Raw genomic sequence first — 24,609 nt, 5'->3', positions numbered from 1 at the left:
CGGCGGGCCGCATCACCTCCGATACACTGAGGCGCAGCGATCGGGGCTTAAGGGCCAGCGGGCGCCCCTGGGCCACCACGGCATCGAGCAGGCGGCCTGCAGCACGATACCGCGCAGTGTCATGTCGACTTCGACGACGGGAAGGCTCTTGATGACGTGACGGCAGAACAGCCGCGCGGCCGCCGGCAGCGGCATGTCGGGCCGCACGGTGATCAGCCCGGTGGTCATAATGTCGGCGCAGGTCGTGCCGTCGAACCGGTACCGGGCCGCCTCCGCCTACGCCGCCGCCAGCATTCGACGATTTCATTCCGTGTTTTACCTCCGAAAGTTCGTCGAACGGCATAGGCATTGGTCCGCTCATCATCACGCAAGCGCTCAATGGCTACACGGTAGATAGCAGCGTTGGCTTGCCGGTTGCCGCCGCGGTTCAAACGCATCCGGTTTGTCTTGCCGCTGGATGCCGGGACCGGACAAACGCCACACAGCTTGGCCAAGGCGGCTCCGGTTTTGATGCGCTCAGGATTGTCTCCCACGAGGATAAGCATCTCGGCCACGGTTTTTGTGGAGATGCCATACGATTTCATCAGCTCGGGTGCTTTCTCGCGAACCAACCGATTCAAGCAGCTGCTCGTGCGCTTGAATTTCCTCATGCAGAACAAGCCAGCACCGTGCGATCGCGCGCATGGCCGCTTTAGCGGATGCCGTTGACGACGTGATCTCTCCCGGTCGCAATGCCGCAACATGGCGTACCAAGGAGATCCGCCCCCTGATAGCATCGAGTGTATCGCGGAGTGCGGCTGGCGCGTTTATGATCAATGTTTTCAGCGTGATGATCGCTTGCGACTTGGCTTTGACAGCGCTGTCTTGCGCGATTTTCTGGATGACGGATCATCTCCGATGACCCGTTCTGCGCCTTGGCATGGGCCGTGGCTTGCCCGTTCAGCAGCGACCTGGCCGCGCTCGCGGCGTCGAAGAAGTCAGATTTGCTGTGAAGATATCGTAATTGCCGATTGGGGTGCATGACGTCGAGGACCTTATGTCCCTTGGCCAGCAGGTCTCTGGACGGGCCTGCGCCGTAAGAGCCGGTTCCCTCGACACAAAGGCTTTGACAGGACCAAACTGGGACGCCCAGACTTCGAGATTCTGGTATCCCTTCTGCGTCGTTGGAATGGTGGTGCTGCCCAAACGGGCACCGAGCGCATCGATAGCAACGGCTATGTTCGTGGATTTGTGCGCGTCGACGCTGATGATAACGTGATCCATGAAGGCCCTTTCGTTGGAATGGCCCGGGCACCGATCGAAGAGGACGGGACCGTGATGGTACGCAGACCGTCAGGCTGCTATGAAGTCACGTCTCGCCCGACGCCGGGGCAACCTGACAGCCGACACGTCAATGCAATTACACGAAGGCAGTCATAGCAAGGGTCAGACCATCATGCTGCGATACCACATTCACAGTCATGGCAGTTGCCGGTTCTGATGCTATGACCGGGTCGACGGCTCGAACCACGGTCAAATTCCGATCTATCTCTCTATATATATCAGACAGTTGATCCTCATCATTGCCACCTATAGTTGCATTTTAGGTGGGTTCGTTCGGCTATCGTAGCGGCACCCGGGATGCGAGTACCGCCGCTTATGTGTCATTCCCGCTCGTATCGACTGAGCAGCGCCAGCAGGTCGCGCTCGAACTCGGCACGGTTCTGTTCGGGCACGCGGATGTTGCGGACCGCCAGCGTCATGCCGCGCGCCGTCTCCTTCACCGCGACAGAGCCGCCCCGCGGAAGGTGCAGCTTGCGCCCAGTGGCCCGGGGCTGGGCGGGTTTCGGTCGGGCCTCGTCTGCCGCCTCACCGGTAATCTGCCGCCCCTGCCCCAGCGTCGGTGCAAGAATCCGCAGATCGCGGTGCGTGGCATCCGCCGGTGCGCGCCGCAGCAGCTCGTCGCGGTTACGAAAGCAGGTCAGCCCGATCGAGACCGTGGCCTGCGGCACATTGAGCCGGCTGGCGATGGCGCGCTGACTCATCTCCGGCAGCAGCGCCGCAATCTCTCCCACCGACAGGAGCTGTTCAACCGGCGACAGCGCTTGGCGCATGGTGTTTTCAGCGAAGCGCTCTTCGAGATCGGCCAGCGCCTCGACGCTGCTTCCCGCGGCCTGTAGCTCGGCGGCGCCCTGCCCGAAGGACTGGGTGATTTCCGTGGCAACCAGCGCCCGAACCGGCAGCCCGAGCTTGCGGCAGGCGGCGAGCCGACGCCGCCCCGACTGGAGCACGAAGCGCGCCGCTTTGTTGACAGCGAGCGGATCCGCCTCGGCCGGACGCCAGGCCGGATCCTCGGGCCTCACCCGGATCGGCTGAGTCTGGCCGCGCTCGCGGATGTTGCGCACCAGTGCGTCGAAATCGGCGTCGCCGTTCCAGTCGCCGATCCGGTCGGTACCCACCGCATCGACGATCGCGTCGGTGTCGATCTCCAGCGCGATCACGCCGCGCAGCACGCCCTCGCGCACGGCCGTCAGCCGTTCGCGCGCAGCATCGAGCTCACGCCGGGTCACGGCGATCTGCCCCTTGATGGCGCCGCCCCACTGTCCGCCGAGCGGCACCGCCTTGGCCGCAGGGGCCGTTGCCTGACGTTCCTCGATCTCGTCGGAGGCCAAAGGTTTCGCGTTTAACTTGCGCTTTCTCATTCCTGCCACCTCGCCTTGATGAAGTCTCTCGCGTAACCGCGGCTCGGCAACGCGCTACCCCAAACCACCCCGACCAACGCGTCATTCACGGCGTTGGCGCTGTCTATGAAGGTCTTGGTCGAGGCCCGGCGCGACCGGGGCGGATCGTATTCGTAGATGCTCTTGTACTCCTCGGCGGCGTTGGCCACCGCGTCGGATCGCGGATACCAGACCTGCAGGAACAGTTCGGGCGCGCGTTGGTACAGATCGACGATCTGATCGACGTCCTTGTCGTTCGCCTCCTGCACAATCGTCGGCAGCACTACGTGACGGCCAATGCCGATAGCGTCGGCGGACGTCTCTTCGATGTAGTCGAGGTACTCGGCGATGTTCTGCGAATAGGTGCTGAGCGTGCTCAGGTCGAAGCCCTTCATCGTCTGCGGCACGATCACCGAAGTCGCGGCGACGAGACCGTTGAGCTGCATCAGGGTCAGGCTCGGCTGCTGGTCGATGACGATCACGTCGACGGTTTCGCGCAGCGCCGCCGCATAGCGTTCGGTGTCGAAGCTGCCATCGGCGCGACGCAGATCGGCAAATCGGTTCTTCGGGCCATAGTCGTCGTCCCAACGCTCGATCGCGTTCTTCAGCACCGAATGTACCGGCACCTGCGCGCGCTGCGCCAGTAGGAACAGGCTGATGTCGCCGTTCTGAATATCGCTGCCGCCGGGAATCAGCCGGATCCCGGCCCAGGGGGTCGGCTGCCACATCGCGTCGAGTTCGGCGGTGGGCCGGGTTACGAGGTCGGTCTCGCCGGGTTCGGACACACCCATGAACGCGGCGACGGTGGCGATCTCCGGGTCGAACAGGTGCGACTCGTCATCCGCGAAGTAGAGGCTGGCGGTGGCCTGCGGGTCGCAGTCGATCAAGCCGACGCGTAGGCCGTAATTCATCGTCAGATACTGCGCGAAATGCGCCGCTGACAGGCTCTTGCCGGTGCCGCCTTTTTGCGCCCCGAAGGTCACGATCTTCAGCGGGTCGCCCGGCTGGCGCCAATGCAGGTAGGGACGGCGCCGGTGGGGCAGGCTTTGCAGATGCGCGCGGATCAGCATCAAATCATCCAGCGTGTAGTGACGCTCGCGACCGTCGCGGACGCCGGCAGGGAAGCTCGGCTCCTCCTCAGCACTCTTCGACAGCATGCTTTCGTAGTAGTTTTTGGTGAGACCGAGCAGGTCGCCCACTTCGCGCATAGAGAATTTCTTTTCGACCCGCGAGCGCATCGTCAAGTCCCGCCGCAGCCGGCTGTTGACCACCTGCATGGTGCCTGAGAGTTCACCTATGAATGTTCGCAGCATCCGGGTTGGCGCCTTTCTGTGTGGAATGATTACCGCGGTAATCAGCCTAAAACTCGTGTTCGATCTTGTTGCATGCAGGGTGCCGCGTCAGCCTGCAATGTCGACGTTCCCGATCCACCCGCGCAAAATGCGCTCGACCGTTGCCGCGACACTGCGGTTTCGCCAGCGCTAGAAGCTTTATAGCCTGGATGATTACCGCGGTAATCATCCGGTTTCCCGAAGGCGCAGCGCCGCATGTCGTCGCAGGTCGCTAGCCAGAAGCCGCAGCTTCACCCCGAGATCGGCGGGCTGAGTTGGCAGGCCTGCGATCATCGCCTCGAACTGCGCCGGCGTCGACATACGCCGCCAGTGGCGTGGCCAGTGTGCCGCGAGATGCGCACCGAGCCGTTGCAGCAGACCGCGCGGATCGGGGTCACGGATCAAAAGCCGCAACTGACCATCTAGCAGCGGCTCCTCCACTTTGATACCGCGATCCTGCCAGAGCTTCTGCAGTGCGATCCGGATCTCGGACGGGGCAGGGGGCGTCTGCGGGACGGTCATCGTTTGAACCAAACGTCGCGTTTCGGTGACCAATTCGTCTGGCACCTCCGCCTCAAAGCTTGGGAACGGGGCGCCGCCCTTGGCCGTCTGCCAGCGACGAACCAGATCATCGACCACCACCACCACAGCCTTGTCGCCCACGCGATCGGTTGCCGGTTTCGAGACTGGCTCCGGCCGCGCCGTAGGGGTGTGGTTTACCTGGATATGGTTTTCTTCCTTATGGCGTTCGGCGAGCTGAACGGGGCGTTCGACGGGCTGAACTGCCGATGCTGTCCGACGTTGCCGCAGCGCCGCCCGCCAATCGCGCCAGAACGTCACCAAGTAGCGGAGACGATAGTTGCCGCCATGACGGCAGATCTGGTTTTCGGTCTGTACGAGGCCGAGCCCGCGCAGCTCCTTCACATAGGCCGAGACGCTGCCCTTGCTCTTACCCATCATCGCGGCGAGCTGCGATTGCGACGGGTAGCACTCGCCGGTCTCGGACGAGGCGTGAGAGCACAGAAGAACCAGCGTTCGAAAGGCGCCATCGCTCATCGGGAAGGTCATCAGTTCCTGGGGCAGGGCAGTGTAGCCGGTGGCTACCGGATTGAATCTAAGCATTTCGCACACTTTCGTGGTCTCGCGAGCCATAAAGGCTTGCAAAGGGATCGAAGCGGCTGCTAAAAGAAGAGTGTATAGGGCTTTAGCAGCCAGGACATGTAGAGAGCTCGGTCAGCGCCAACTGGTCGGGCTCTCGTCTTGTTCGGGGCGGTATCTACAGCGGCATCGGCATCCGGCTTTCTCTATAGGCAATGCTGTTAGCAGAGATGCACAATTGCCCCTAGTTAAGCAATCACAAAAATGTATCCGCGTCATGCTAGGATCGAGCGATGTGTCAGAAATCCATTTAACACTATGAATACAAATGCTTTTGTCATCAGAACTTGTTTCTGATCTCGGCTGCAGCGAAGCAGCGGCGGTTTGGTTCGGACCAGACAGCAGTGCGGGATCGCGTCAAATTGGAGAATCGTCGGACCAACTCAGGGACGATTCTGGCTGATTTCGCGGGCTGTTAGCCGCTAAGCCGTGTGCAGTAACCCTTGAGGGTTCGGGTTACGCAGTTTTGTAGAGTAGCAGGGTTCCGAATGGGCACTAAAAGGGCAGGGTGGTCGGGACCTGTTCGGCAGTAATCGAAGTCATCAAAGGGCGGCGTCATACTGTGACCCCACCCCACAGCAGCAAGCTGCGCTCGCGAAGAGGCGTCGGTCAGCGATTTCGATCCCGATCATGCCCACATGCGACTTCTCGAGGAACGCCTCCTGCGCCGCGCGCAGATCGCGCAGCTTGTAGGTCTCGGCGAGGACAGGCCGGATCTCGGCCCGCTAGATATAGCCCACCAGATCGGTAAAGACGCGGGGGTCCTGCCGGGTACTGCCGATCAACGTCAGGTCCTTGAGGTGGAGCGTGCGCAGGTCCAACTCGACGATCGGTCCCGCGATCGTACCGGAGGTTACGTAGCGGCCGTGCGCCGCCAGCGCCTCGAGCAGCGCGGGCCAACGCGGCCCGTCGACGAGGTCGAGCGCGACGGCGAAAGCGCGCGCGGGCAGCAAGTCGTCGCGCCAAGATGGCGTCGGCGCCGAACGCCTGCAGTTCGTCGGCCTTGGCCGCGCTGTTCACCGCCGTCACATGCGCGCCGCGCCGCTTGGCGAGTTGCACCGCCGCCGAGCCGACACCGCCCGAGGCACCGGTGATCAGCACCCGCTCGGCGCCGAGGCGTGCGCGCTGGATGATCCCCTGGGCGGTCGAGAAAGCGCAGAGGAGGGAGGCTAGCTCGACATCGGAGAGCGGGCTGTCGATGTGTAGGGCGTGATTGCATTCGACCGTGACGATCCCCTTGCACCGACAGAGCTCCGCAACGCTGTCCTCGCCATCCAGCCCATCTAGGACGATGCGGATCTCCTCCTAGGTCGAATGGTGCTTCCGCGTGCGCTGACGGATGTCCTGCACCAGCGACTCCGTCGTCGGTCTGGCTGTTCGGCGTTTCTGTCTCATCTCCACTCCTCAGTGGTTACGATGAGCCAGAACCCCTCCGTTACAAAATCAACTCAGATGTCCCAGAGGCGCCGACGGGGGACAGGCCGCAGTTATGTCCACCCCTGGCAAACGGGAGATGGCAGAAAAGCTCTCCGCTGAGATCGGCGCTATGTCCGTCGGAGTGATCGCCCGGGCCGAAATGCATACCCCTACCTCCGTTACGGACGAGGCACTATCCGAGGTGCAGAATTTGGGCGCCGACTGCCTGCTCGCGATCGGCGGCGGCTTGACGATTGGCCTTGGCAAGGCCCTCGCCTGGAGAACCGGCCTCCCTCAGGTCGTTCTTCCGACGACCTATGCCGGTAGCGAGGCAACCCCGGTGCTGGGTCAAACCGAGGGGGCAGCAAGACCACTCTGAGCGATCCTCGGGTGTTGCCGCAGGTCGTCCTCTACGACGCAGAGCTGGTCCGCTCGTTGCCGATCCAGATTACGGTCACAAGCGCGCTCAACGCCATGGCTCATGCCCTGGAAGGGCTCTACGCAGAGGACCGGAACCCGATCTCGACAGTGCTCGCCGTTGAGGGACTCAAGGCGTTTTGGACCGGTCTTCCGGCTGTTCGCGGCAATCCCGACGATCTTTATGCGCGCGGCCAGACACTCTACGGGGCTTGGCTATGCGGGACTGTCCTCGGTCAGGTCGGAATGGCGCTACATCACAAGCTCAGCCATGTCCTCGGCGGCACTTTCAACCTGCCTCACGCGGAGACCCATGCCGGCATCCTGCCCCACGTGATTGCCTTCAACGAGGAGGCCGTAGGCGCGCTGCTCGACCCAGTCAGGGAGATTTTCGGCGAGCAGGATGCAGGGACGGCGCTGGCAGCCTTCTCTCGCGAGCTGGGGCGCCCCAGCCACTGCGCGTTCTGGGCTTGCAGGAGGCCGATCTCGAGCAGGCCGCCGACTTGACCATGCATGCATCCTACTGGAATCACAGATCGCTAACGCGGGACGAGGTTCTTCAACTTCTGAGGGACGCTTGGGCCGGAAGAATAGCCGGTCGGCAGGTCCGCTTGAACCAGCCGATACTATCCTCGAGATCGAGGGGGGCAGATTAGGCACGTCCTCGCGGTGTTCAGCGGTGAACATGGTGATCGCCCCCAATGAAGTGCCGCGGCTCGAAGGAAACGAGCCGAAGCGAAAACAGACCGGTCAGGCGAATTGGCCGAGGCGGCGATCCAGTTCGGGCACGCGCAGGGCGAAAGCCCCACGCCCCAGCACGGCGACGATGCCCTGCACGACGGTCCAGAAGAGCGGGTATTCCCAGCCGCCACCTTCGTTGGAGAAGCTCCAGCCAAAGCTGGAGTGGGCCCAGGTGGCACCGAGAAGGACGGGTATCAGCGCAATCGACACGAGCCGGGTGCCAACGCCCAGGATCAGGGCGACACCGCCGGCCAGTTCGGCGAAGATCGTGAGGTAGGCGAGAAAGCCGGGCAAGCCGAGACTTTCGAAGAAGGCGACGGTGCCGGGGATGGTGAAGGCGCTCACTGAATAGCCCCGCGATTCACAGGGCGCGCCTCCGCGGGAAACCTGCGGAGGCGGCTGGCGTCATCGCCTTTTGTGAGCTCAGACCGGGTCCCAGTTGAACACATCGGCCGAGACGTCGAGTGGCACGTAGCTCGATTTCAGCGAAGCCATCGCATGGCGCGTCACGCTGTCGATGTCCCAGCCCTCGCCGCGATGGACGGCCCGTACCGGACGGGGCTGGGACATCAGGAAGATCTCGTTGCTGCGCACTGCAAAGATCTGTCCCGTGGTCTCGGCGCCTTGGTCCGACGCGAGGTAGAGCGCGACGGGGGCGATCTTCTCGGGCTTCATCTCCTTCATCCGATCGACCCGCTCCTGCTGCTCGGGGCTATCGACCTTGATCGAGGAGGTCATCCGGCTCCAGGCGAAGGGCGCGATGCAGTTCGAGCGGATGTTCCAGCGCTTCAAGTCGAGCGCCATGGATTTCGACAGGGCCGCGACACCCAGCTTCGCGGCGGAGTAGTTGGCCTGAGCGAGATTGCCGATCAGGCCCGAGGTCGAGGTCATGTGGATCAGGCTGCCGGAGCCCTGCTCGCGCATCACCTCCGACGCGGCCCGGCTGACGTTGAAGGTGCCATAGAGATGCACTTTCACGACAGCGTCGAAGTCCTCGAAACTCATCTTGTGAAAGAAGCAGTCGCGCAGGATTCCCGCGTTGTTGACGACGCTGTCTAGGCGGCCAAAGGCGCTGACGGCCTGCTGCACCATGTTCTTCGCACCCTGCGGGTCCGAGACATCGTCACCATTGGCGATGGCGACGCCACCCGATCTTTCGATCTCGGCCACGGTGTCCTGTGCCGCGGCGCTGGACTCGCGCTGGCCATCGAGGGATGCGCCGATGTCGTTGACGACGACTTGCGCCCCGGCTCTTGCGGCCTCCATCGCGATGGCGCGACCGATGCCGTTGCCGGCACCAGTTACCAGCATGACCTTGCCACTGAGGGGTTTCATGTCGGGCATATCTCCTCCGTTCTTCATGGATGTTTCGAGTGGTTTCTCGAGGGGCACGGCATTGAACCTAACCGCGTCGCGTTATTTCCCTAAAAGAATATTATTTACTATACAGAATACCGTTTGTAGAACAAGGGAGGATGCAGTTCGTGCCAAGGGGAGGACCAACCATGGCGAAAGGTGTGGACGAGGATGTTTTCGAGCAGCTCGTGGAAACGGTGGGTCGTTTCGCTCGCGAGCGGCTGATCCCGGCGGAACGCCGGGTCGAGGAGGAGGACGCGATCCCTGAGGAGATCGTGACCGAGATGAAGGAGATGGGGCTTTTCGGACTGTCCACGCCCGAGGAGTTCGGCGGCATCGGCCTGAACGTGCCGCAGGAGGCGCGGTTGATAGAAACCCTGTGCTACGCCTCGCTGACCTTCCGCTCGCTGATCGGCACGAATGTGGGCATCGGCTCACAAGGTATCGTCATGGACGGCACGCAGGCGCAAAAGGAGCAATGGCTGCCCGGCGTGGCGAGCGGCGAGGTGATCGCTTCCTTTGCGCTGACCGAGCCCGACCATGGCTCCGACGCGGGCGGCATCCGCACCTCGGCCCGGCGCGACGGCGATGATTTCGTCATCAACGGCACCAAGCGCTACATCACCAATGCCGTGCGCGCCGGGGTGTTCACCGTCTTTGCCCGGACCGATGCCGACAAACCCGGTGCCGACGGGGTCTCGGCCTTCATCGTGCCCGCGGACACGCCCGGCATCACGGTGGCCAAGCCCGACCGCAAGCTTGGCCAGCGCGGCACCAAAACCTCTGACGTGATCTTCGAGAACGTGCGCGTGCCCGAAAGCGCGATCCTGGGCGGGCCGGAGCGGCTGCATCAGGGCTTTCGCACCGCGATGAAGGTTCTGGACCGGGGCCGCATCCACGTGGGCGCGATGGCGGTGGGCCAGAGCCAGCGCATGCTCGACATCGCCACAGACTACGCGCTGGAGCGCCGCCAGTTCGGCAAGCCGATCGGCGAGCACCAGCTGGTGCAGGGCATGATCGCCGATTGCCAGGCCGAGCTTCAGGCAGCGCGCGCGCTCGTCCGGGCCACGGCCGACACCTTCGACCGCGAGGGCAAGGCCATCCTCGAGGCCTCCTGCACCAAGTATTTCTGCACCGAGGCCGCCGGGCGCATCGCCGATCGGGCGCTGCAGATCCATGGCGGCGCGGGCTACATGGCGGAATACGATATCGAGCGACTCTACCGCGACATCCGGCTGCTGCGGATCTACGAAGGCACCAGCCAGATCCAGCAGCTCGTCATCGCGCGCCGCACGCTGGCGCAGAGGGCGGGCTGAGCATGGTCGCGCATGTGCCCCGCGGTATTGACGATATGCCGCCGCAATCGGCGTTCTCGGTGCTGCTGGGGATCGAGATCGTAACCTGCACACCCGAGGAGGTGGTGTGCCGGATGCGGGTGACCGAGGCGATGGGCAACCGCAACGGCGTGCTGCATGGCGGCGCGATGATGACGCTGGCCGACACGGCGGCGGGCACCGCATCCTTCATCAACAGCCCCGCCGAGATCTCCAACACCACGGTCGAGGCGAAGACCAATTTCATCCGGCCCGTCAAGATCGGCGACACGGTGATCGCGCGCTGCGTGCCCGTCCACGTGGGGCGCACCACGGTGGTGCTTCAGGTCACGCTGACGCGCGGCGATGGCAAGATCGTCGGTTCGACCTCGCAGACGCATCTGTTTCTGGGCTGGAAAGACTGAGACGAAGGGGAGGGACAAATGACCGAAACTGAAATCGCGAAGCTCGGCCCGCAGGCCGCCTATGAGGCACATCTGGCAGCGGGGCGGTTCATGATCCAGCGCGCCGCGAGCACGGGGGAATACGTATTCTGGCCCAAGGTGACATCGCCGAGCGGCGCCACCGACCTTGAATGGGTCGCGGCGAAGGGCTCCGGGACCGTGCATGCGATCACCGTGAACCGTGCGCGCTCGGGCGACTACAACATCGCGCTGATCGAGCTCGACGAGGGCGTGCGCATGATGTCGACGCTGCCCGAGGTGGAAACCGCCGAGATCGGCGCGAGGGTCAGGGCACGGATCGAGGATGCCGGGGACGCGCCTCGCGTCGTCTTCGACCTCGCAGGCGAGGGCGCGGCATGAGCGCGGACGCCATCCGGGGCAAGACCGCCATCGTCGGCATGGCGACCGCCGGCATGGGCGCAGCGCCAGGGTTTTCGGCGATGGAGCTTCTGGGGCAGGCGGCGGTCAAGGCCGTCGCTGAGGCCGGGTTGAAGCTGCAGGACATCGACGGTGTCTTCGCCGCGACCAGCAGCCATGCTTTCCCGACCATGAGCGTTGTCGAATATCTCGGGCTGATGCCAAGGTTCTTTGACGCCACCAACGTCGGGGGCTCCAGCTTCGAGATGCACTTGCTGCAGGCCACGCTGGCGCTTGAGGCCGGGCTGTGCGACGCGGCGCTGGTCTGCTACGGCTCGAACCAGCGCACGGCGGGCGGGCGGCTCGTGTCGATGAGCGAGCCGCAGTGGCACGAGACCCCCTACAATCCGCGCCACCCGATCACCGCCTATGCATTGGCCACGAGCCGGCACATGACCCAATACGGCACGCGGCGCGAAGATCTGGCGGATGTGGCGTTGGCCGCGCGCGACTGGGCCAACCTCAACCCCGAGGCCTTTGCTCGCGGACCGCTCACCAAGGACGAGGTGATGTCGGCGCGGATGATCTCGGACCCGCTGAGCAAGGCCGATTGCTGCCTCGTCACCGACGGGGCCGCCGCCTGCGTGCTGGTGCGCGCGGACCGGGCGAGGGATCTGCCGGGCAAACCGGTCTATTTCCTCGGCGCAGGCGCCGCGAACTATCACCGCTCGATCGTGGCGATGCCCGATCTCACCACCACCGCCGCCGCCGAGAGCGGGCCGCGCGCCATGCAGATGGCCGGTGTGACGCAAAAGGACATGGACCTCGTGATGGTCTATGACGCCTTCACCATCAACACGATCCTGTTTCTCGAGGATCTGGGCTTTTGTCCCAAGGGCGAGGGCGGGCGCTTCGTTCAGGAGGGACGCATCGCCCCGGGGGGCGAGCTGGCGGTCAACACCAATGGCGGGGGCCTGTCTTGCGTGCATCCCGGGATGTACGGGCTGTTCCTCATCGCCGAGGCGGTGGCGCAGATCCGCGGCGAAGCGGGCGAGCGCCAGATCGCCGATTGCGACCTCGCGCTGTGCCACGGCAATGGCGGCACCCTGTCGAGCCAATGCACCGCAATTCTCGGATCGGAGGCCGTCCTGTGACCAGTCTTTCGCATATCGACGGGCTAATCGCCCCGAAATCCGTGGCCATCATCGGCGCCTCCGATGACCCGACCCGGATCGGCGGCCGCCCGATCGCGGCCATGCTCAAGGCGGACTACGAGGGGCGCATCCTTCCGGTCAACCCCAAGCGCGACACGGTGCAGGGCCTGCCCTGCTACGCCAGCGTCGAGGCACTCCCCGAGGCGCCCGAGGCGGCGCTGATCGCGGTGCCGGCCAAGCTGGTCGCGCAGACCATCGAGGCGCTCGGCCGCAAGGGATGCCGGACCGCGACGCTGTTCTCGGCGGGATTTGCCGAGATGGGCGGGGCGGGCGAGGCGGCACAGCGCGATCTAGTCGCGCTGGCGCGACGGCACGGCATGCGGCTTCTCGGGCCGAACACGCTTGGCGTTTACAACGTGGACATCGGCTACTTCGGCACCTTTTCCTCTTCGCTCGACACCGGGCACCCCAAGCCGGGCAACATCGGCATCGCCAGCCAGTCGGGCGCCTTCGGCGCACATCTGGGCGCGCTCGCGCGGGATCGGGGGCTTGGCGCCTCGGTGTTGATCACCACCGGCAACGAGGCCGATATCACCGTCGCCGATGCGATCGGCTGGATGGCCGAGAGCGACACTATCGACGTGATCTGCACCTATCTGGAGGCCGTCAACGACGCGCCTGCGCTGCTAGCGGCGCTCGATGCGGCGCGCGCGGCCAAAAAGCCGGTCTTGATGCTGAAGTCGGGCCGCTCGGCGGTGGGCGCGCGCGCCGCCGCCTCGCACACCGCCTCGCTCACCGGCGATGCCGTGGTCGCGGATGCGGTGCTTTCCGATCATGGGGCGATCATGCTGACCGACCCCGAGACGATGATGGACATCGCCTATGCCGCCTCTAAGGGCGTGCTGCCCAAGCGGCATGCGCTGGGGGTGGTCACGGTCAGTGGCGGCGCGGGGATCGTCATCAGCGACGAGGCCGAGCGCATCGGCCTGCCGATGCCCGCCATGCCCGAGGCCGCGCAGGCCCGGCTGCTGGAGGCGCTTCCCTATGCCTCCGCCGCCAACCCGCTCGACTGCACGGCGCAGGCGCTCAACGAGCCCGCCTTGCTCGAACAGTTCACCCGCACAGCCCTCGAGGAGGGCGGCTACGGCGCGGTATTGTGCTTCCTGACCTATGTGGCGGGCAGCCGGGCGATGTCCGACGTCATCCTCGAGGCGATGGCCCCGTTGCGCGCGGCCTACCCTGATCGCATCATCGCCTTTTGCGCCCTCGGAGACCCGCAGGTGCTGCACCGCTACGACGAGGCGGGCATCCTCGTGTTCAACGACCCCTGCCGCGCGGTGCGCGCGCTGAACGCGATGCTGCGGCTCGGCGCGGCGCAGAACATACCTCGGGCCGCGGCGCTGCCTGCGCCCGATCCGGTAACATTGCCGGCCCAGAACATCGACGAGGCCGAGGCCAAGCTGCTGCTGGCCAAGGCGGGCATTGCCGCCGCGCCCGAACAGGTGGTGCAGAGCGCCGATGCCGCGATCCTTGCCGCCGAGGGCTTCGGCTATCCCGTCGTGATGAAGATCCTGTCGCCCGATATCCTGCACAAGTCGGATATCGGCGCGGTGAAGCTTGGGCTTGGCGATTTGCAGGCTGTGCGCGCGGCCCATGCCGAGATCTTGGAGGCCGCGCGACAACACGCCCCCGAGGCCGCCGTGACCGGCGTGCTCGTGGCGAAACAGCTCTCGGGCGGGGTGGAATGCCTAATGGGGATCAACCGGGACCCGACCTTCGGGCCGATGGCGGTGTTCGGGCTCGGCGGCATCTTCGTGGAGCTTCTAAGCGACGTGGCGCTGCGCGCCTGCCCCTTCGATGCCGCCGCGGCGCGGGAGATGATCCTGTCGATCCGAGGCGCGGCGATCCTTCAGGGCGCGCGCGGCACGGAGCCCGTGGATATCGAAGCGCTGGCAGAGATGCTGTCGAAGCTGTCGCTCTTTGCTGCCGCCGCAGGGGATCGGCTGGCCTCGATCGATCTCAACCCGGTTCTTGCGATGCCGGCGGGGCAGGGGGCCTATGCGCTCGACGCGGTCATCGAGCTCGGCCCAGGGGAGGCGCGCGCCGATGGCCATTGATCATGATCACCTCATGAACTTCGACATTCCCGAGGTGCGGCAGAGCTACGGCCTTGCCGAGGTGGCGCGCTTCGGGCTGACGGTGGGGCTCGGGCAGGACCCGATGGACATGCGCCAGCTGCCCTATGTCGGGGCCTTGGCGGATGATGTCCGGGTCATGCCCGCGATCGTCAACGTGCTCGGCCATCCCGGCTTCTGGCTGGCAAACCCCCAGACCGGGGTCAATGCGCTCAGGCTGGTGCATGGCGAGCAGGGCATCACCATCCACAAGCCGATGCCTGCCGAGGCCACGATCATCGCCAAGACCCGCGTCACCGGGCTGATCGACAAGGGGGAGGGGCGCGGCGCGCTGCTCTACTACGAAAAACGGATCCGCGAGGCCGAGAGTGGTGACCACCTCGCCACCTGCCGGGGCACGACTTTCCTGCGCGGTGATGGCGGTTTCGGCGGCCCGATGGGCCCGGTGAAACCGGCGCACAGCCTCCCAGAGCGCGCGCCGGACCATGTGTTCGACACGCCCACCCGGCCGGAGCAGGCGCTGTCCTACCGCTGGAACGCCGATCCGAACCCGCTGCACCTCGACCCGCGCGTCGCGGCCAAAAGCGGCTTCGACCGGCCGATCCTGCACGGGTTGTGCACCTTCGGTTTCGCCGCGCATGGGCTCCTGGCGGTGATGTGCGACTACGACGCCGGGCGTTTCGGGTCGATGGACGCGCGCTTCACCGCGGCGGTCTATCCGGGCGAGACGCTGCGGACCGAGATCTGGAACGACGGCTCGTTCCGGACCCGCGTGCTGGATCGCAACGCCATCGCCATCAACAACGGACTGTTCAAACTCAGGCAGGCATCATGAGCATCGACATCGAAACCGACAGCGACGGGCTGCGCACAATCACCCTGAACGAGCCCGACCGGCGCAATCCGATTGCGCATCTTGGCCGGACCGAGCTCCGCGCGGCATTCGGCGATGCCGCCGCCGATGAATCCGTGCGCGCGGTCGTCCTGACCGGGGCGGGGGGCAATTTCTCCGCCGGGGGCGACATCCGCGATCAGGGCGAGCGCAGCCTTGGCGCGCATCGCGAACGCTTCGCGGTCATCGCCGACATGGTGACCCGGATGGCGGGGTTCCCCAAGCCCCTTGTGGCCGCAGTCGAAGGCTGGGCGGCGGGCGGCGGCTTCGCGCTCGCGCTGGCCTGTCCAGCGGTCGTCGCTTCGCGCGAGGCGCGCTTCGTTGCGGGGTTCACCAAGATCGCGCTGATGCCCGACATGGGCCTGCTGAGCACGCTGCCCGCCCGGATCGGCCCGGCGCGGGCGCGCCACCTGCTCTTGAGCAACCGCATCGTCGAAGCGGGCGAGGCGCTCGATCTGGGGATCGTCGATGCGCTGGCCGAGCCCGGAGAGGCGGCGCGTGTGGCGGGCGAGATGGCGCTGCAGGAGGCCGAGGGTGCCGCCCTGCCGCGTCAGTTCATCCTCGACTGGTTCGCGCGGGATCTGGCCGCCGCTCTCGACTACGAGGCGACGCTGCAGCCCATGTTGCTCGGCAGCGGCGATGCTGCGGAGGGCCGGGCAGCCTTTGCCGAAAAGCGTCGGCCCGTGTTCCGCGGCCGATGATCGCGAATGAGCCGATCGGCACACTGCCGCCACGTCCGTAGATGCCGGAAAGGCCCGCTTCTGTAGAAGCGGGCCTTTCTTCTGTCGCAGTTTGACATGTCAGCAGTCAGTTGCGAACACCGATGATCGAGGGGCGTGCTACAGCTTTTCGGTGAGCTCGGGCAGCGCGGTGAACAGGTCGGCGACGAGGCCGTAATCGGCGACCTGGAAGATCGGCGCCTCTTCGTCCTTGTTGATCGCCACGATCACCTTGGAGTCCTTCATGCCGGCGAGGTGCTGGATCGCGCCGGAGATGCCGACCGCGACGTAGAGCGCGGGCGCGACCACCTTGCCGGTCTGGCCGACCTGCCAGTCGTTCGGCGCAAAGCCCGAGTCGACCGCGGCACGCGACGCGCCGACGGCGGCGCCGAGCTTGTCGGCGAACTTCTCGATCAGCGCGAAGTTCTCCTGCGAGCCGACGCCGCGGCCGCCCGAGACCACGATGCCGGCGGAGGTCAGCTCCGGCCGGTCGCTCTCGGCGAGCTTGTCCTCGACCCAGGAGGACAGGCCCGGATCGGCGGCAGGCGCCACGTCCTCGACCGCCGCCGACCCGCCATCGCCCGCCGGCTCGAAGCCGGTGGTGCGGATGGTGATCACCTTGGTCGCGTCGCGCGACTTCACGGTCTGCACCGCGTTGCCGGCATAGACCGGGCGGTCGAAGCTGCCGTCGCCATGCACCGCCAGCACGTCGGGGATGATCATCACGTCGAGGAGCGCCGCGACGCGCGGCATGACGTTCTTGGCATCGGTGGTGGCAGGCGCGGCGATCACCTCGTGGCCTTCGGCCAGCTGCGCCACCAGCGCCGCGACCGGCTCGGCCAGGCGGTGGGAGTAGAGCGGATCCTCGGCGCAGAGCACGCGGGCCACGCCTTGAATCGTCGCCGCGGCGTTTGCGGCGTCCTTGGCCTTGGCGCCGACGCACAGGAGCGTCACATCGCCCAGACCCTGCACCGCCGAGACGGCGCGGGCGGTGGCGTCACGGTTCAATTCGCCGTCCGTGACCTCGGCCAGAAGCAGCACGCTCATCCCACGACCCCCAGATCCTTCAGCTTCTCGACCAGCTCGTCGACCGAGCCGACCATCATCCCCGCCTTGCGCTCCGGCGGCTCGGCGGTCTTCACCACCTCCAGCCGTGGGCTGACGTCGACGCCGAAATCGGCCGCCGTCTTCTCGTCGAGCGGCTTCTTCTTGGCCTTCATGATGTTGGGCAGCGAGGCGTAGCGCGGCTCGTTCAGCCGCAGGTCCACCGAGACGATCGCCGGCAGCTTCACCGAGATGGTCTGCAGACCGCCATCGACCTCGCGCGTCACCTGCGCCTTGTCACCGTCGATCTTCACCTCGGAGGCGAAGGTGGCCTGGCTCCAGCCCAACAGCGCCGAGAGCATCTGCCCGGTGGCGTTCATGTCGTTGTCGATCGCCTGCTTGCCGCAGAGCACCAGCTGCGGCTGCTCCTCCTCGACCAGCTTGGCGAGGATCTTCGCCACCGCCAGCGGCTCGATGTCCTGATCCGGCGCGTCGGCCGCGACCACCAGGATCGCCCGGTCCGCGCCCATGGCGAGCGCCGTGCGCAGCGTCTCCTGCGCCTGCTTCACGCCGATCGACACCGCGACCACCTCGGAGGCCACACCCGCCTCCTTCAGCCGGATCGCCTCCTCGACCGCGATCTCGTCGAACGGGTTCATCGACATCTTCACGTTCGCCAGATCGACGCCCGTACCGTCCGACTTCACACGCACCTTCACGTTGTAGTCGATCACCCGCTTCACGGGGACTAGGATCTTCATGCTCGCTCTTTCTCCTGATGGTCACCCCTGTGCCGCGCCGGATCGCCAGTCTGCCTCGCCGTCGTGATGGGCGGATCTCTCACGAGGGGCCGCTCGCGGCGAGGATGGTCCGGGCGCGAATGCGGACTGGCTCGTCCACCATCGCACCATCGATCACGACTGCGCCGTCGCCCGAGGCCAGCACGCGGCGGGCCCAATCGCACTCGGCCTCGCTCGGCAGGAACGCGGAGGCCGTGGGCGCAACCTGCCTTGGGTGAATGCACAGCTTGCCCGTCATGCCCATATCGCGCGCATGGCCCGCATCGAGACGGGTGATCTCGGGGTCCGACAGGTCGGTCGTCACGCCGTCCACCGGTGCCGCGATGCCCGTGAGGCGCGAGGCCAGCACCAGCTCGGCCCGGGCAGGCTGCAGCACCTCGCGTAGATGCGCGCAGCCCAGATCGGCGCAGTAGTCGATCGACCCGAAGGCGAGCCGGACGACGCCCTCTGCCGTCGCGATGGCGCGGGCTTGGGCGAGGCCGCGCGCGTTCTCGATCAGCGCCAGGATCGGCATCCCCCCGCCGAGCTGCCGATGAACGGCAGCCAACGTTTCGGGCGTTTCGGACTTCGGCAACATAACCGCCGCGGCACCAAGGGCGCAGACCGCCGCGAGATCGGCGTCGTGCCACTCAGTCCCGATGGCGTTAACGCGCACGATCACCGGCAATTCGGTAAAGCGCATGTCGAGTGCTGCGCGCGCCATCACTTTGTCCTCGCGCGCCACCGCATCCTCGAGATCGAGGATCACCGCGTCGGCCCCGGATGCCGCCGCCTTGGCGAAACGCTCGGGCCGGTTGGCGGGCACGAACAGCAGGGTTCGGATCGTCGCGACATCTACCATCGGGCACGGGCCTCCATTGCTACGGGACCGGCGTCGCGCGCGGTCCAGAGGCGCAGCGCATCGGCCTCCTCATCAGCGTTCAGGGTGAAGTCATGGGTGTCGAACAAAGGCGAGAGGCTGCGGAAATCGAACCGCGCGGGTGGCGCGCCGCGAATATCCTGCGCCATTTGCAACAGCATCGTCGCCTGCATCGGTCCATGCACGACAAGGCCGGGATACCCTTCCTCGTCGCGCGCGTAGCTCCTGTCGTAGTGGATGCGGTGGCCGTTGAAGGTCAGCGCGGAGTAGCGAAACAGCAGGGTCGGTGTGGCCGCAACGGAGAGACGACTGCGTCCTTCGGGGGCAGGGGGCGGACTCGGTGACGCGGGCGCCGTCGCCTGAGCCATGCGGTAGACGATGTCCTGCCGCTCGGTCAGCGCCCGCCGGCCGCCGCTTTCGACGTGGTGGATGACGGTGACGAAGCACAAGGGCCCACTGCGACCCTCCTTCAGCACGACATCCTCGATCACCGAGCGGCGGCGCACCGTCTCGCCGATGCGCAAAGGCGCGTGGAATTCGAACGCGCCTCCGGCCCACATACGCCGGGGCAGAGGAACGGGCGGCAGAAAACCTCCGCGAGCCGGATGCCCGTCGGGGCCGAGCTCGGCAGCCGGGGAGTTAGGCTGGCCGAGGCACAGGTGGATCATCGGCGGCGCGTCCGCGCCGTCCTCGCAAGGGTCGCTTCGATCGAAGGTGGCGTTGAACCGCGCGACCAGAGCGCCGGTCAGCGGCTCGGTCTGCACCTCCTCGCGGCCGATCCAGCCGCGCAGATGGTCGATGTCGAGATCCATGCTAGCCCTCCATCGGGGACAGGCCCGGCACCGCGCCGAGCCTGCGCGCGGCCCCGTCGAACAGCGGCGCGGGCGCGGGGTAGGCCACCGGGCCGTTCGGCGTCTCGACAGTGATCCGTCGCAGATGCGGATGCTCGGACAGCCCTGCCATGTCGTTGACCTCGGCCAGCGCCACGTCGGCTCGGGTCAGCGCCGCGACGGCCTCTCGGCCCGTGCGCCGCGCGAAGGCGGCGGCGACCAGCGCGTCGGTGCGCGCGCGGTTGGAGACGCGGGCGAGATTGGTGGCGAAATCGGGGTCGGTGCCGAGCGTCTCATCTTCGAGGAATTCGCGCGCGAGCTTGCGCCATTCGCGGTCGCTCTGGACCGAGATCAGGATTGATCGGCCATCGGCGGTGGTGAACACGCCGTATGGCGCGATGGAAGGATGCGCGAGACCCACGCGGCGCGGCGTCTTGCCGCCTTCGTGGTTCAGCAGCGGCACGGTGAGCCAGTCGGCCATGACGTCGAACATGGATATGCCGATGTCGGTGCCGTGCCCGGTGATGCCGCGCCCGATCAACGCTTCGAGGATCGCGGCATGGGCGGTGGCGCCGGTGGCGATATCGACGATCGAGACGCCGACACGGGCGGGTTCTTCCGGTCCACCAGTGATCGAGCAGAGCCCGGATTCGGCCTGTATCAGCAGGTCATAGGCCTTGCGCTCAGTCATCGGGCCGTCCTCGCCGTAGCCGGTGATCGAGCAGGTGATGAGCCGGGGATGCGCCTCGCGCAACCGCGTGGGTGCAAAGCCCAACCGGGCCAGCGCGCCGCGCCGCAGATTCTGCACCAGCACGTCGGCACCGTCGAGGTGGCGTGCCAGCTCGGCCTTGCCCGCCTCGGAGGCAAGGTCGAGCGTCACGGAGGTCTTGCCGCGATTGAGCCAGACGAAATAGCTCGACTGGCCTGCTGCCACGTCGTCGTAGCCGCGCGCGAAATCGCCTTCGGGCCGCTCAATCTTGATCACTTCGGCCCCCGCATCGGCAAGCCGCGCCGTGGCGAAGGGCGCGGCCACGGCCTGTTCGATGGCCACGACTTTGAGCCCTTCAAGCGGACGGTGCGCTGCCATCAGAACGACCTCGGCAGGCCGAGCACATGTTCGGCGACATAGGACAGGATCAGATTGGTGGAGATCGGCGCCACCTGGTAGAGCCGGGTCTCGCGGAACTTGCGCTCCACGTCGTATTCGGCGGCGAAGCCATAGCCGCCATGGAATTGCAGGCAGGCATTGGCCGCCTCCCACGAGGCCTTGGCGGCAAGATACTTGGCCATGTTGGCCTCTGCGCCGCAGGGGTCGCCCGTATCGAACAGTCGACAGGCCTTCTGGCGCATCAGGTTGGCAGCCTCGATCTCGATATAGGCCTCGGCGATGGGAAACTGCACACCCTGGTTCTGGCCGATGGCGCGGCCGAAGACCTCGCGCTCGGAGACGTATTTCACCACCCGGTCGGTAAACCAGTAGCCATCTCCGATGCATTCGGCCGCGATCAGTGTGCGCTCGGCGTTGAGCCCGGTCAGGATGTACTTGAAGCCCTTGCCCTCCTCGCCGATCAGGTTCTCCTCAGGGATCTCAAGGTTGTCGAAGAAGATCTCGTTGGTCTCGTGGTTGACCATGTTGAGGATCGGCTTGACAGTCATGCCGGTCTTCATTGCCTGCGCGATGTCGACGAGGAAGATCGACAGGCCCTCGGATTTCTTCTTCACCTCCGACAGGGGCGTGGTGCGCGCCAGCAGGATCATCAGGTCCGAATGCTGCACCCGGCTGATCCAGACCTTCTGGCCGTTGATGACATAGCGGTCGCCCTTCTTGACGGCGGTGGTCTTGATCTTGGTGGTGTCGGTGCCGGTGGTCGGTTCCGTCACGCCCATCGACTGCAGGCGAAGCTCTCCGCTGGCGATCTTGGGCAGGTACTTCTGCCGCTGTTCCTCCGAGCCGTGCCGGACCAGCGTGTTCATGTTGTACATCTGGCCGTGACAGGCGCCGGAGTTGCCACCCGCGCGGTTGATCTCCTCCATGATCACGGAGGCTTCCATCAGCCCCAGTCCCGAGCCGCCATATTCCTCGGGGATCAGCGCCGCCATCCAACCCGCGCGGGTCAGCGCTTCGACGAAGGCCTCGGGGTAGCCGCGCGCCTCGTCGATCTCACGGTGATAGGCATCAGGAAACTCGGCGCAGAGCGCGCGCACGGCATCGCGGATGTCTTGAAACTCGTCAGTGCTGGAATCGTACACGTGCTCGTCCTCCGGGATCGATCAATGCGGGGCGCTCCGCATGACCCCATCATCGGATCGGCCGATCCATAATACAAATATCTGGTCGAACTTTCAGATATGCCGAAAAGGCATGAATGAATGAAGCAGTTCGACTGAGGGGCATTCCGCGCAAGGCCTTCGCGTCTTCATCACGGCGCCGGAGCCTCGGCGTGACGGCCAAAGAGACAGCGTTCGATCTGTCTTGCAGCCTCGGCCAGCGCGCTTGCGACACGGGCGAGATCCTCTTCGGTCTTCTGGCCTGCGATGGTGATGCTGCTCATTCCAAGACGGGGCGATCCCTTAGCGTCGCAGGCCAAAGAGGCCACGATGTCGAGGCCGCGATAGAGCTGGCCTCGATCGCTGGCAGTGCCGGTCTCGCGCGCGGTCTGCACATCGCGCCAATAGCTATCGAAGCTCGGCGCGTCCTGCCAGCGCACCGTCTCAAAGCCCTTGCGCGTCCGGGCCTCGTCATACCCCATTGTCGCCGCGTAACAGCGCCCGATCGCGCCCGAAAAGGCTGGCAGCCGGCTGTTGCGCGCCAGCACCGCGTGCAGGATGTTGGGCGCGGTGAAGCGGTCTGTCAGCACGATCCGCCCCTGCTCGGTCATCTGCCACAGCGCGATCATCACCTCGTGCTCCTGCGCGATCGCGGTCAGGGCGGGCCGGATCATATCCGAGGGGTTCGCCCCCAAAAGCGGCGTGGCGAACTCCATCAGCCCCATACCGATCCGGTAGGTTTTGGTCTCGGGATCGAAGCTCAGGAGCCCTTCGTGGCTCAGCGTGCGCAGGATGTTGAAGGCCGACGAGATGTTGAGCCCGGTTTCGCGCGCGATATGTGTCGCCCCCATGGGACGGCCGTGGGCGGCGAGCCTGCGCATGAGCGTCACTGCGTTCTGCACGGCTGGCACAGGCTTATATCCGGTATCGTCTGTCACCATGTTCCCCATAAAGAATGCCGTTTACCATATAGAACACATCTGTTACCGCAAGAACGCGAGGATCTCGATCGGAGGGGGACCGCCAATGCCCAATGGCGTGAAGGGCAATGTGTTCGAACCGCTTCCTATCACGGCGACGATGGTCAAGCCTATGTCAGGCGATACACTTTGCCGGGCCGCATGGCGCGGGGGACAGGTCGCGCTGACCGAGCCGGGCCGCGCGAACCTTACCGCAGAGATACGCCTGCAGTCGCCCGGATGCTGAGCACGAGGGCCGCGCTGCCACATCCCGGCAGCGCCTCTATAGCGGCAACGGCGCGGCGGGGGATGATGGCAGTCGTCATGCTGACGACGCTGCTGCTCATCGTCGTGGAGTCCCGGCTGCTGACACTGCTCGCCACGGCGGCGCTGGTGTCGTTCCTCATGCTCGGCTGGCGCCAGTTCCGTGTCGGCACATGGGTGCCTCTGCTGCTGTGCGGCGGGGCATTGGCACTGGCGCTCTGGCGCGGCGTGGCGGCCGCGACGCTGTGGCAGGCGGTGGAGCGCATGCTGTTCCTCGCATCTCTCATCGCGATGCTGGGCACGCTGCGCTCGGCCGCAGCGATCGCGCCCGAGGTGCGGCAGGCGGGGCTCTTTCTTACCAACCAGCCAGCGTCGCACCGCTATCTTTCGATGACATTCGGCGGCCATCTCTTCGGCGTGCTGATCAATTTCGGCGGGCTGGCGCTGCTGCTCGATCTCGCGCGCCGCTCGATGTCCGACGAAAGCGCCACCCGGCTGCCCGCCCCGGCGCGCGAGGCGCGGCTCAGGCGCATGAGCATGGCGGTGATCCGGGGGTTCTCGATGATCTCGCTGTGGTCCCCCTTCGGTTTTGCGACCAACGCGCTGCTGATCTCGCTGCCGGGCCTGTCCTATATGGATTTTGGCCCCATCGGTTTTGCGATGTCCTTCGTCTTCGTCGCCATCGGCTGGGGCTTCGACCGCTTGGAGGGGCGTCGTTTCCAACGCCTCGGCTTGCCGCGCCCGAGCCCGCCGCCGGGCAGCTGGCGCGGCGCTGTGGCGCTTGTGGGGCATGTGCTTGCACTTGGAGCGGCGGTGTTCGCGGGCGAGGCGCTGACGCCGCTCGGGTTCCAGCAGGCGCTGATCTTCGCGGTGCCCGGCTATGCGCTTGTCTGGGCGGCGGTGACGGGTCACCGCGCCATGGACGGCGCGGCGGCGGGGGTCGGAGCCGCCGTGCGAGCGGCATGGACGCGGCTGTCGGATCTCGGCGCCGAGGTGGGCGTCTTCGCCGCCGCGGGCTTCCTACCAGTGGTGCTGCTTGAGATCCTGCCGACCACGCCTCTGCGCGCTGGGGTCCTGGCGCTCGGGCTCGGGCCGGTTGCACTTGCGCTGGGGCTGAGCCTCGGGGTTGTAGGAATGGCGCTGGTAGGGGTGAACCCGATCGTCTCGGCCTCGGTCTTCGGCACGCTCGCTTCGCAGCTCGCGGTACCGGGGCTGAGCGACACTGCCATCGCGCTTGCAATCACCGGCGGCTGGACCGCGGTGATCGGCCTGTCGCCCTTCATCACGACGCTAGTGATCGCGGCCACGATCGTCGGACGGGGCAGCCATGTCATCGGCCTCGTCTGGAACGGCGCCTATTGTGCGGCGATCCTGACCACATGGATGATATTTCTGGCAACGCTGATGCTGGCTGGCTGGATCTGATCCCTGCC

General features: G+C 65.7%; 25 protein-coding genes. 10 read left to right on the top strand and 15 right to left on the bottom strand.

Annotated elements, in window-relative coordinates:
* Positions 1-12 precede the first annotated feature (12 nt).
* The 6 genes from T8T21_RS18105 to T8T21_RS18080 all read right to left on the bottom strand — a co-directional run bounded on the left by T8T21_RS18105 (position 13) and on the right by T8T21_RS18080 (position 6,141).
* A complete protein-coding gene (locus T8T21_RS18105; protein ID WP_322337821.1) occupies positions 13-228 on the bottom strand; it encodes a CBS domain-containing protein in 216 nt (71 codons plus the stop codon).
* Positions 225-650, bottom strand: coding sequence for an IS110 family transposase (locus tag T8T21_RS18100; protein ID WP_322337820.1), 426 nt, complete (start codon positions 648-650; stop codon positions 225-227). The genes T8T21_RS18105 and T8T21_RS18100 overlap by 4 nt, the downstream gene beginning before the upstream one ends.
* Before the next feature lie 993 nt (positions 651-1,643).
* The gene (locus T8T21_RS18095; protein ID WP_322337819.1) at positions 1,644-2,681 is read right to left on the bottom strand and encodes a ParB N-terminal domain-containing protein; all 1,038 of its coding nucleotides are present in this window, start codon (positions 2,679-2,681) and stop codon (positions 1,644-1,646) included.
* The gene (locus T8T21_RS18090) at positions 2,678-3,976 is read right to left on the bottom strand and encodes a ParA family protein (RefSeq protein WP_322337818.1); all 1,299 of its coding nucleotides are present in this window, start codon (positions 3,974-3,976) and stop codon (positions 2,678-2,680) included. Before T8T21_RS18090 ends, T8T21_RS18095 begins: the two co-directional genes overlap by 4 nt.
* Positions 3,977-4,216: 240 nt before the next feature.
* Entirely contained in the window at positions 4,217-5,152 is a 936-nt protein-coding gene (locus tag T8T21_RS18085) for a helix-turn-helix domain-containing protein (protein ID WP_322337817.1), read from the bottom strand.
* Between the two features lie 761 nt (positions 5,153-5,913).
* Positions 5,914-6,141, bottom strand: coding sequence for an MDR/zinc-dependent alcohol dehydrogenase-like family protein (locus tag T8T21_RS18080; RefSeq protein WP_322337816.1), 228 nt, complete (start codon positions 6,139-6,141; stop codon positions 5,914-5,916).
* A 560-nt stretch (positions 6,142-6,701) separates the two neighbouring features.
* Here T8T21_RS18080 and T8T21_RS18075 point away from each other — a divergent pair.
* Together T8T21_RS18075 and T8T21_RS18070 are read left to right on the top strand one after the other, a co-directional pair.
* Entirely contained in the window at positions 6,702-6,983 is a 282-nt protein-coding gene (locus T8T21_RS18075) for an iron-containing alcohol dehydrogenase (RefSeq protein ID WP_322337815.1), read from the top strand.
* 14 nt (positions 6,984-6,997) lie between these two features.
* A complete protein-coding gene (locus T8T21_RS18070; RefSeq protein ID WP_322337814.1) occupies positions 6,998-7,528 on the top strand; it encodes a dehydroquinate synthase/iron-containing alcohol dehydrogenase family protein in 531 nt (176 codons plus the stop codon).
* A 243-nt stretch (positions 7,529-7,771) separates the two neighbouring features.
* On the opposite strand, the gene T8T21_RS18065 is transcribed toward T8T21_RS18070, so the two are convergent.
* Positions 7,772-8,107, bottom strand: coding sequence for a DoxX family protein (locus T8T21_RS18065; RefSeq protein ID WP_322337813.1), 336 nt, complete (start codon positions 8,105-8,107; stop codon positions 7,772-7,774).
* A gap of 78 nt (positions 8,108-8,185) precedes the next feature.
* The gene (locus T8T21_RS18060) at positions 8,186-9,106 is read right to left on the bottom strand and encodes an SDR family NAD(P)-dependent oxidoreductase (protein ID WP_322337812.1); all 921 of its coding nucleotides are present in this window, start codon (positions 9,104-9,106) and stop codon (positions 8,186-8,188) included.
* A 161-nt stretch (positions 9,107-9,267) separates the two neighbouring features.
* On the opposite strand from T8T21_RS18060, the gene T8T21_RS18055 reads away from it, so the two are divergent.
* Genes T8T21_RS18055 through T8T21_RS18025 form a run of 7 tightly spaced genes read left to right on the top strand, consistent with a single transcriptional unit; the run spans position 9,268 to position 16,134 of the window.
* Positions 9,268-10,434 carry an acyl-CoA dehydrogenase family protein gene (locus T8T21_RS18055; protein ID WP_322337811.1) on the top strand — a complete coding sequence of 389 codons (1,167 nt, stop codon included), beginning with the start codon at positions 9,268-9,270 and terminating at the stop codon, positions 10,432-10,434.
* A gap of 35 nt (positions 10,435-10,469) precedes the next feature.
* On the top strand, positions 10,470-10,856 hold the full coding sequence (locus tag T8T21_RS18050; protein ID WP_322337810.1) for a PaaI family thioesterase: 387 nt from the start codon (positions 10,470-10,472) through the stop codon (positions 10,854-10,856).
* Between the two features lie 18 nt (positions 10,857-10,874).
* Positions 10,875-11,255 carry a Zn-ribbon domain-containing OB-fold protein gene (locus tag T8T21_RS18045; RefSeq protein WP_322337809.1) on the top strand — a complete coding sequence of 127 codons (381 nt, stop codon included), beginning with the start codon at positions 10,875-10,877 and terminating at the stop codon, positions 11,253-11,255.
* Entirely contained in the window at positions 11,252-12,406 is a 1,155-nt protein-coding gene (locus tag T8T21_RS18040) for a thiolase (protein ID WP_322337808.1), read from the top strand. The genes T8T21_RS18045 and T8T21_RS18040 overlap by 4 nt, the downstream gene beginning before the upstream one ends.
* Positions 12,370-14,523 carry an acetate--CoA ligase family protein gene (locus T8T21_RS18035; RefSeq protein WP_322337807.1) on the top strand — a complete coding sequence of 718 codons (2,154 nt, stop codon included), beginning with the start codon at positions 12,370-12,372 and terminating at the stop codon, positions 14,521-14,523. Before T8T21_RS18040 ends, T8T21_RS18035 begins: the two co-directional genes overlap by 37 nt.
* The gene (locus tag T8T21_RS18030) at positions 14,513-15,376 is read left to right on the top strand and encodes a MaoC/PaaZ C-terminal domain-containing protein (RefSeq protein ID WP_322337806.1); all 864 of its coding nucleotides are present in this window, start codon (positions 14,513-14,515) and stop codon (positions 15,374-15,376) included. The genes T8T21_RS18035 and T8T21_RS18030 overlap by 11 nt, the downstream gene beginning before the upstream one ends.
* Positions 15,373-16,134 (top strand): enoyl-CoA hydratase/isomerase family protein, encoded by a 762-nt coding sequence (locus T8T21_RS18025; protein ID WP_322337805.1) that lies wholly within the window; start codon positions 15,373-15,375, stop codon positions 16,132-16,134. Before T8T21_RS18030 ends, T8T21_RS18025 begins: the two co-directional genes overlap by 4 nt.
* Before the next feature lie 138 nt (positions 16,135-16,272).
* Here the strand turns inward: T8T21_RS18025 and T8T21_RS18020 are convergent, their stop codons facing one another.
* The 7 genes from T8T21_RS18020 to T8T21_RS17990 form a co-directional block, all read right to left on the bottom strand.
* Positions 16,273-17,199: an electron transfer flavoprotein subunit alpha/FixB family protein gene (locus T8T21_RS18020; RefSeq protein ID WP_322337804.1), complete on the bottom strand. Its 927-nt coding sequence runs from the start codon at positions 17,197-17,199 to the stop codon at positions 16,273-16,275.
* Positions 17,196-17,957: an electron transfer flavoprotein subunit beta/FixA family protein gene (locus T8T21_RS18015; RefSeq protein WP_322337803.1), complete on the bottom strand. Its 762-nt coding sequence runs from the start codon at positions 17,955-17,957 to the stop codon at positions 17,196-17,198. The genes T8T21_RS18020 and T8T21_RS18015 overlap by 4 nt, the downstream gene beginning before the upstream one ends.
* Positions 17,958-18,036: 79 nt before the next feature.
* On the bottom strand, positions 18,037-18,837 hold the full coding sequence (locus T8T21_RS18010) for an HpcH/HpaI aldolase/citrate lyase family protein (protein WP_322337802.1): 801 nt from the start codon (positions 18,835-18,837) through the stop codon (positions 18,037-18,039).
* Positions 18,831-19,667, bottom strand: a complete 837-nt coding sequence (locus T8T21_RS18005; protein WP_322337801.1) for an FAS1-like dehydratase domain-containing protein — start codon at positions 19,665-19,667, stop codon at positions 18,831-18,833. Before T8T21_RS18005 ends, T8T21_RS18010 begins: the two co-directional genes overlap by 7 nt.
* 1 nt (position 19,668) lies before the next feature.
* Complete coding sequence (locus T8T21_RS18000; protein WP_322337800.1) at positions 19,669-20,772, bottom strand: CaiB/BaiF CoA transferase family protein; 1,104 nt, start codon at positions 20,770-20,772, stop codon at positions 19,669-19,671.
* Positions 20,772-21,935, bottom strand: coding sequence for an acyl-CoA dehydrogenase family protein (locus T8T21_RS17995; protein WP_322337799.1), 1,164 nt, complete (start codon positions 21,933-21,935; stop codon positions 20,772-20,774). The genes T8T21_RS18000 and T8T21_RS17995 overlap by 1 nt, the downstream gene beginning before the upstream one ends.
* 170 nt (positions 21,936-22,105) lie before the next feature.
* The gene (locus tag T8T21_RS17990) at positions 22,106-22,804 is read right to left on the bottom strand and encodes an IclR family transcriptional regulator (protein ID WP_322337798.1); all 699 of its coding nucleotides are present in this window, start codon (positions 22,802-22,804) and stop codon (positions 22,106-22,108) included.
* Positions 22,805-23,224: 420 nt separating this feature from the next.
* Here T8T21_RS17990 and T8T21_RS17985 point away from each other — a divergent pair, with 420 nt between their 5' ends.
* A complete protein-coding gene (locus T8T21_RS17985; RefSeq protein WP_322337797.1) occupies positions 23,225-24,601 on the top strand; it encodes a hypothetical protein in 1,377 nt (458 codons plus the stop codon).
* Positions 24,602-24,609: the final 8 nt, after the last annotated feature.

The organism is Limimaricola variabilis, from assembly GCF_034371605.1.
Classification (GTDB): domain Bacteria; phylum Pseudomonadota; class Alphaproteobacteria; order Rhodobacterales; family Rhodobacteraceae; genus Limimaricola; species Limimaricola variabilis.
The sequence above is the reverse complement of the archived record's forward strand: the minus strand, read 5'-3'. Positions and strand labels throughout refer to the sequence as shown.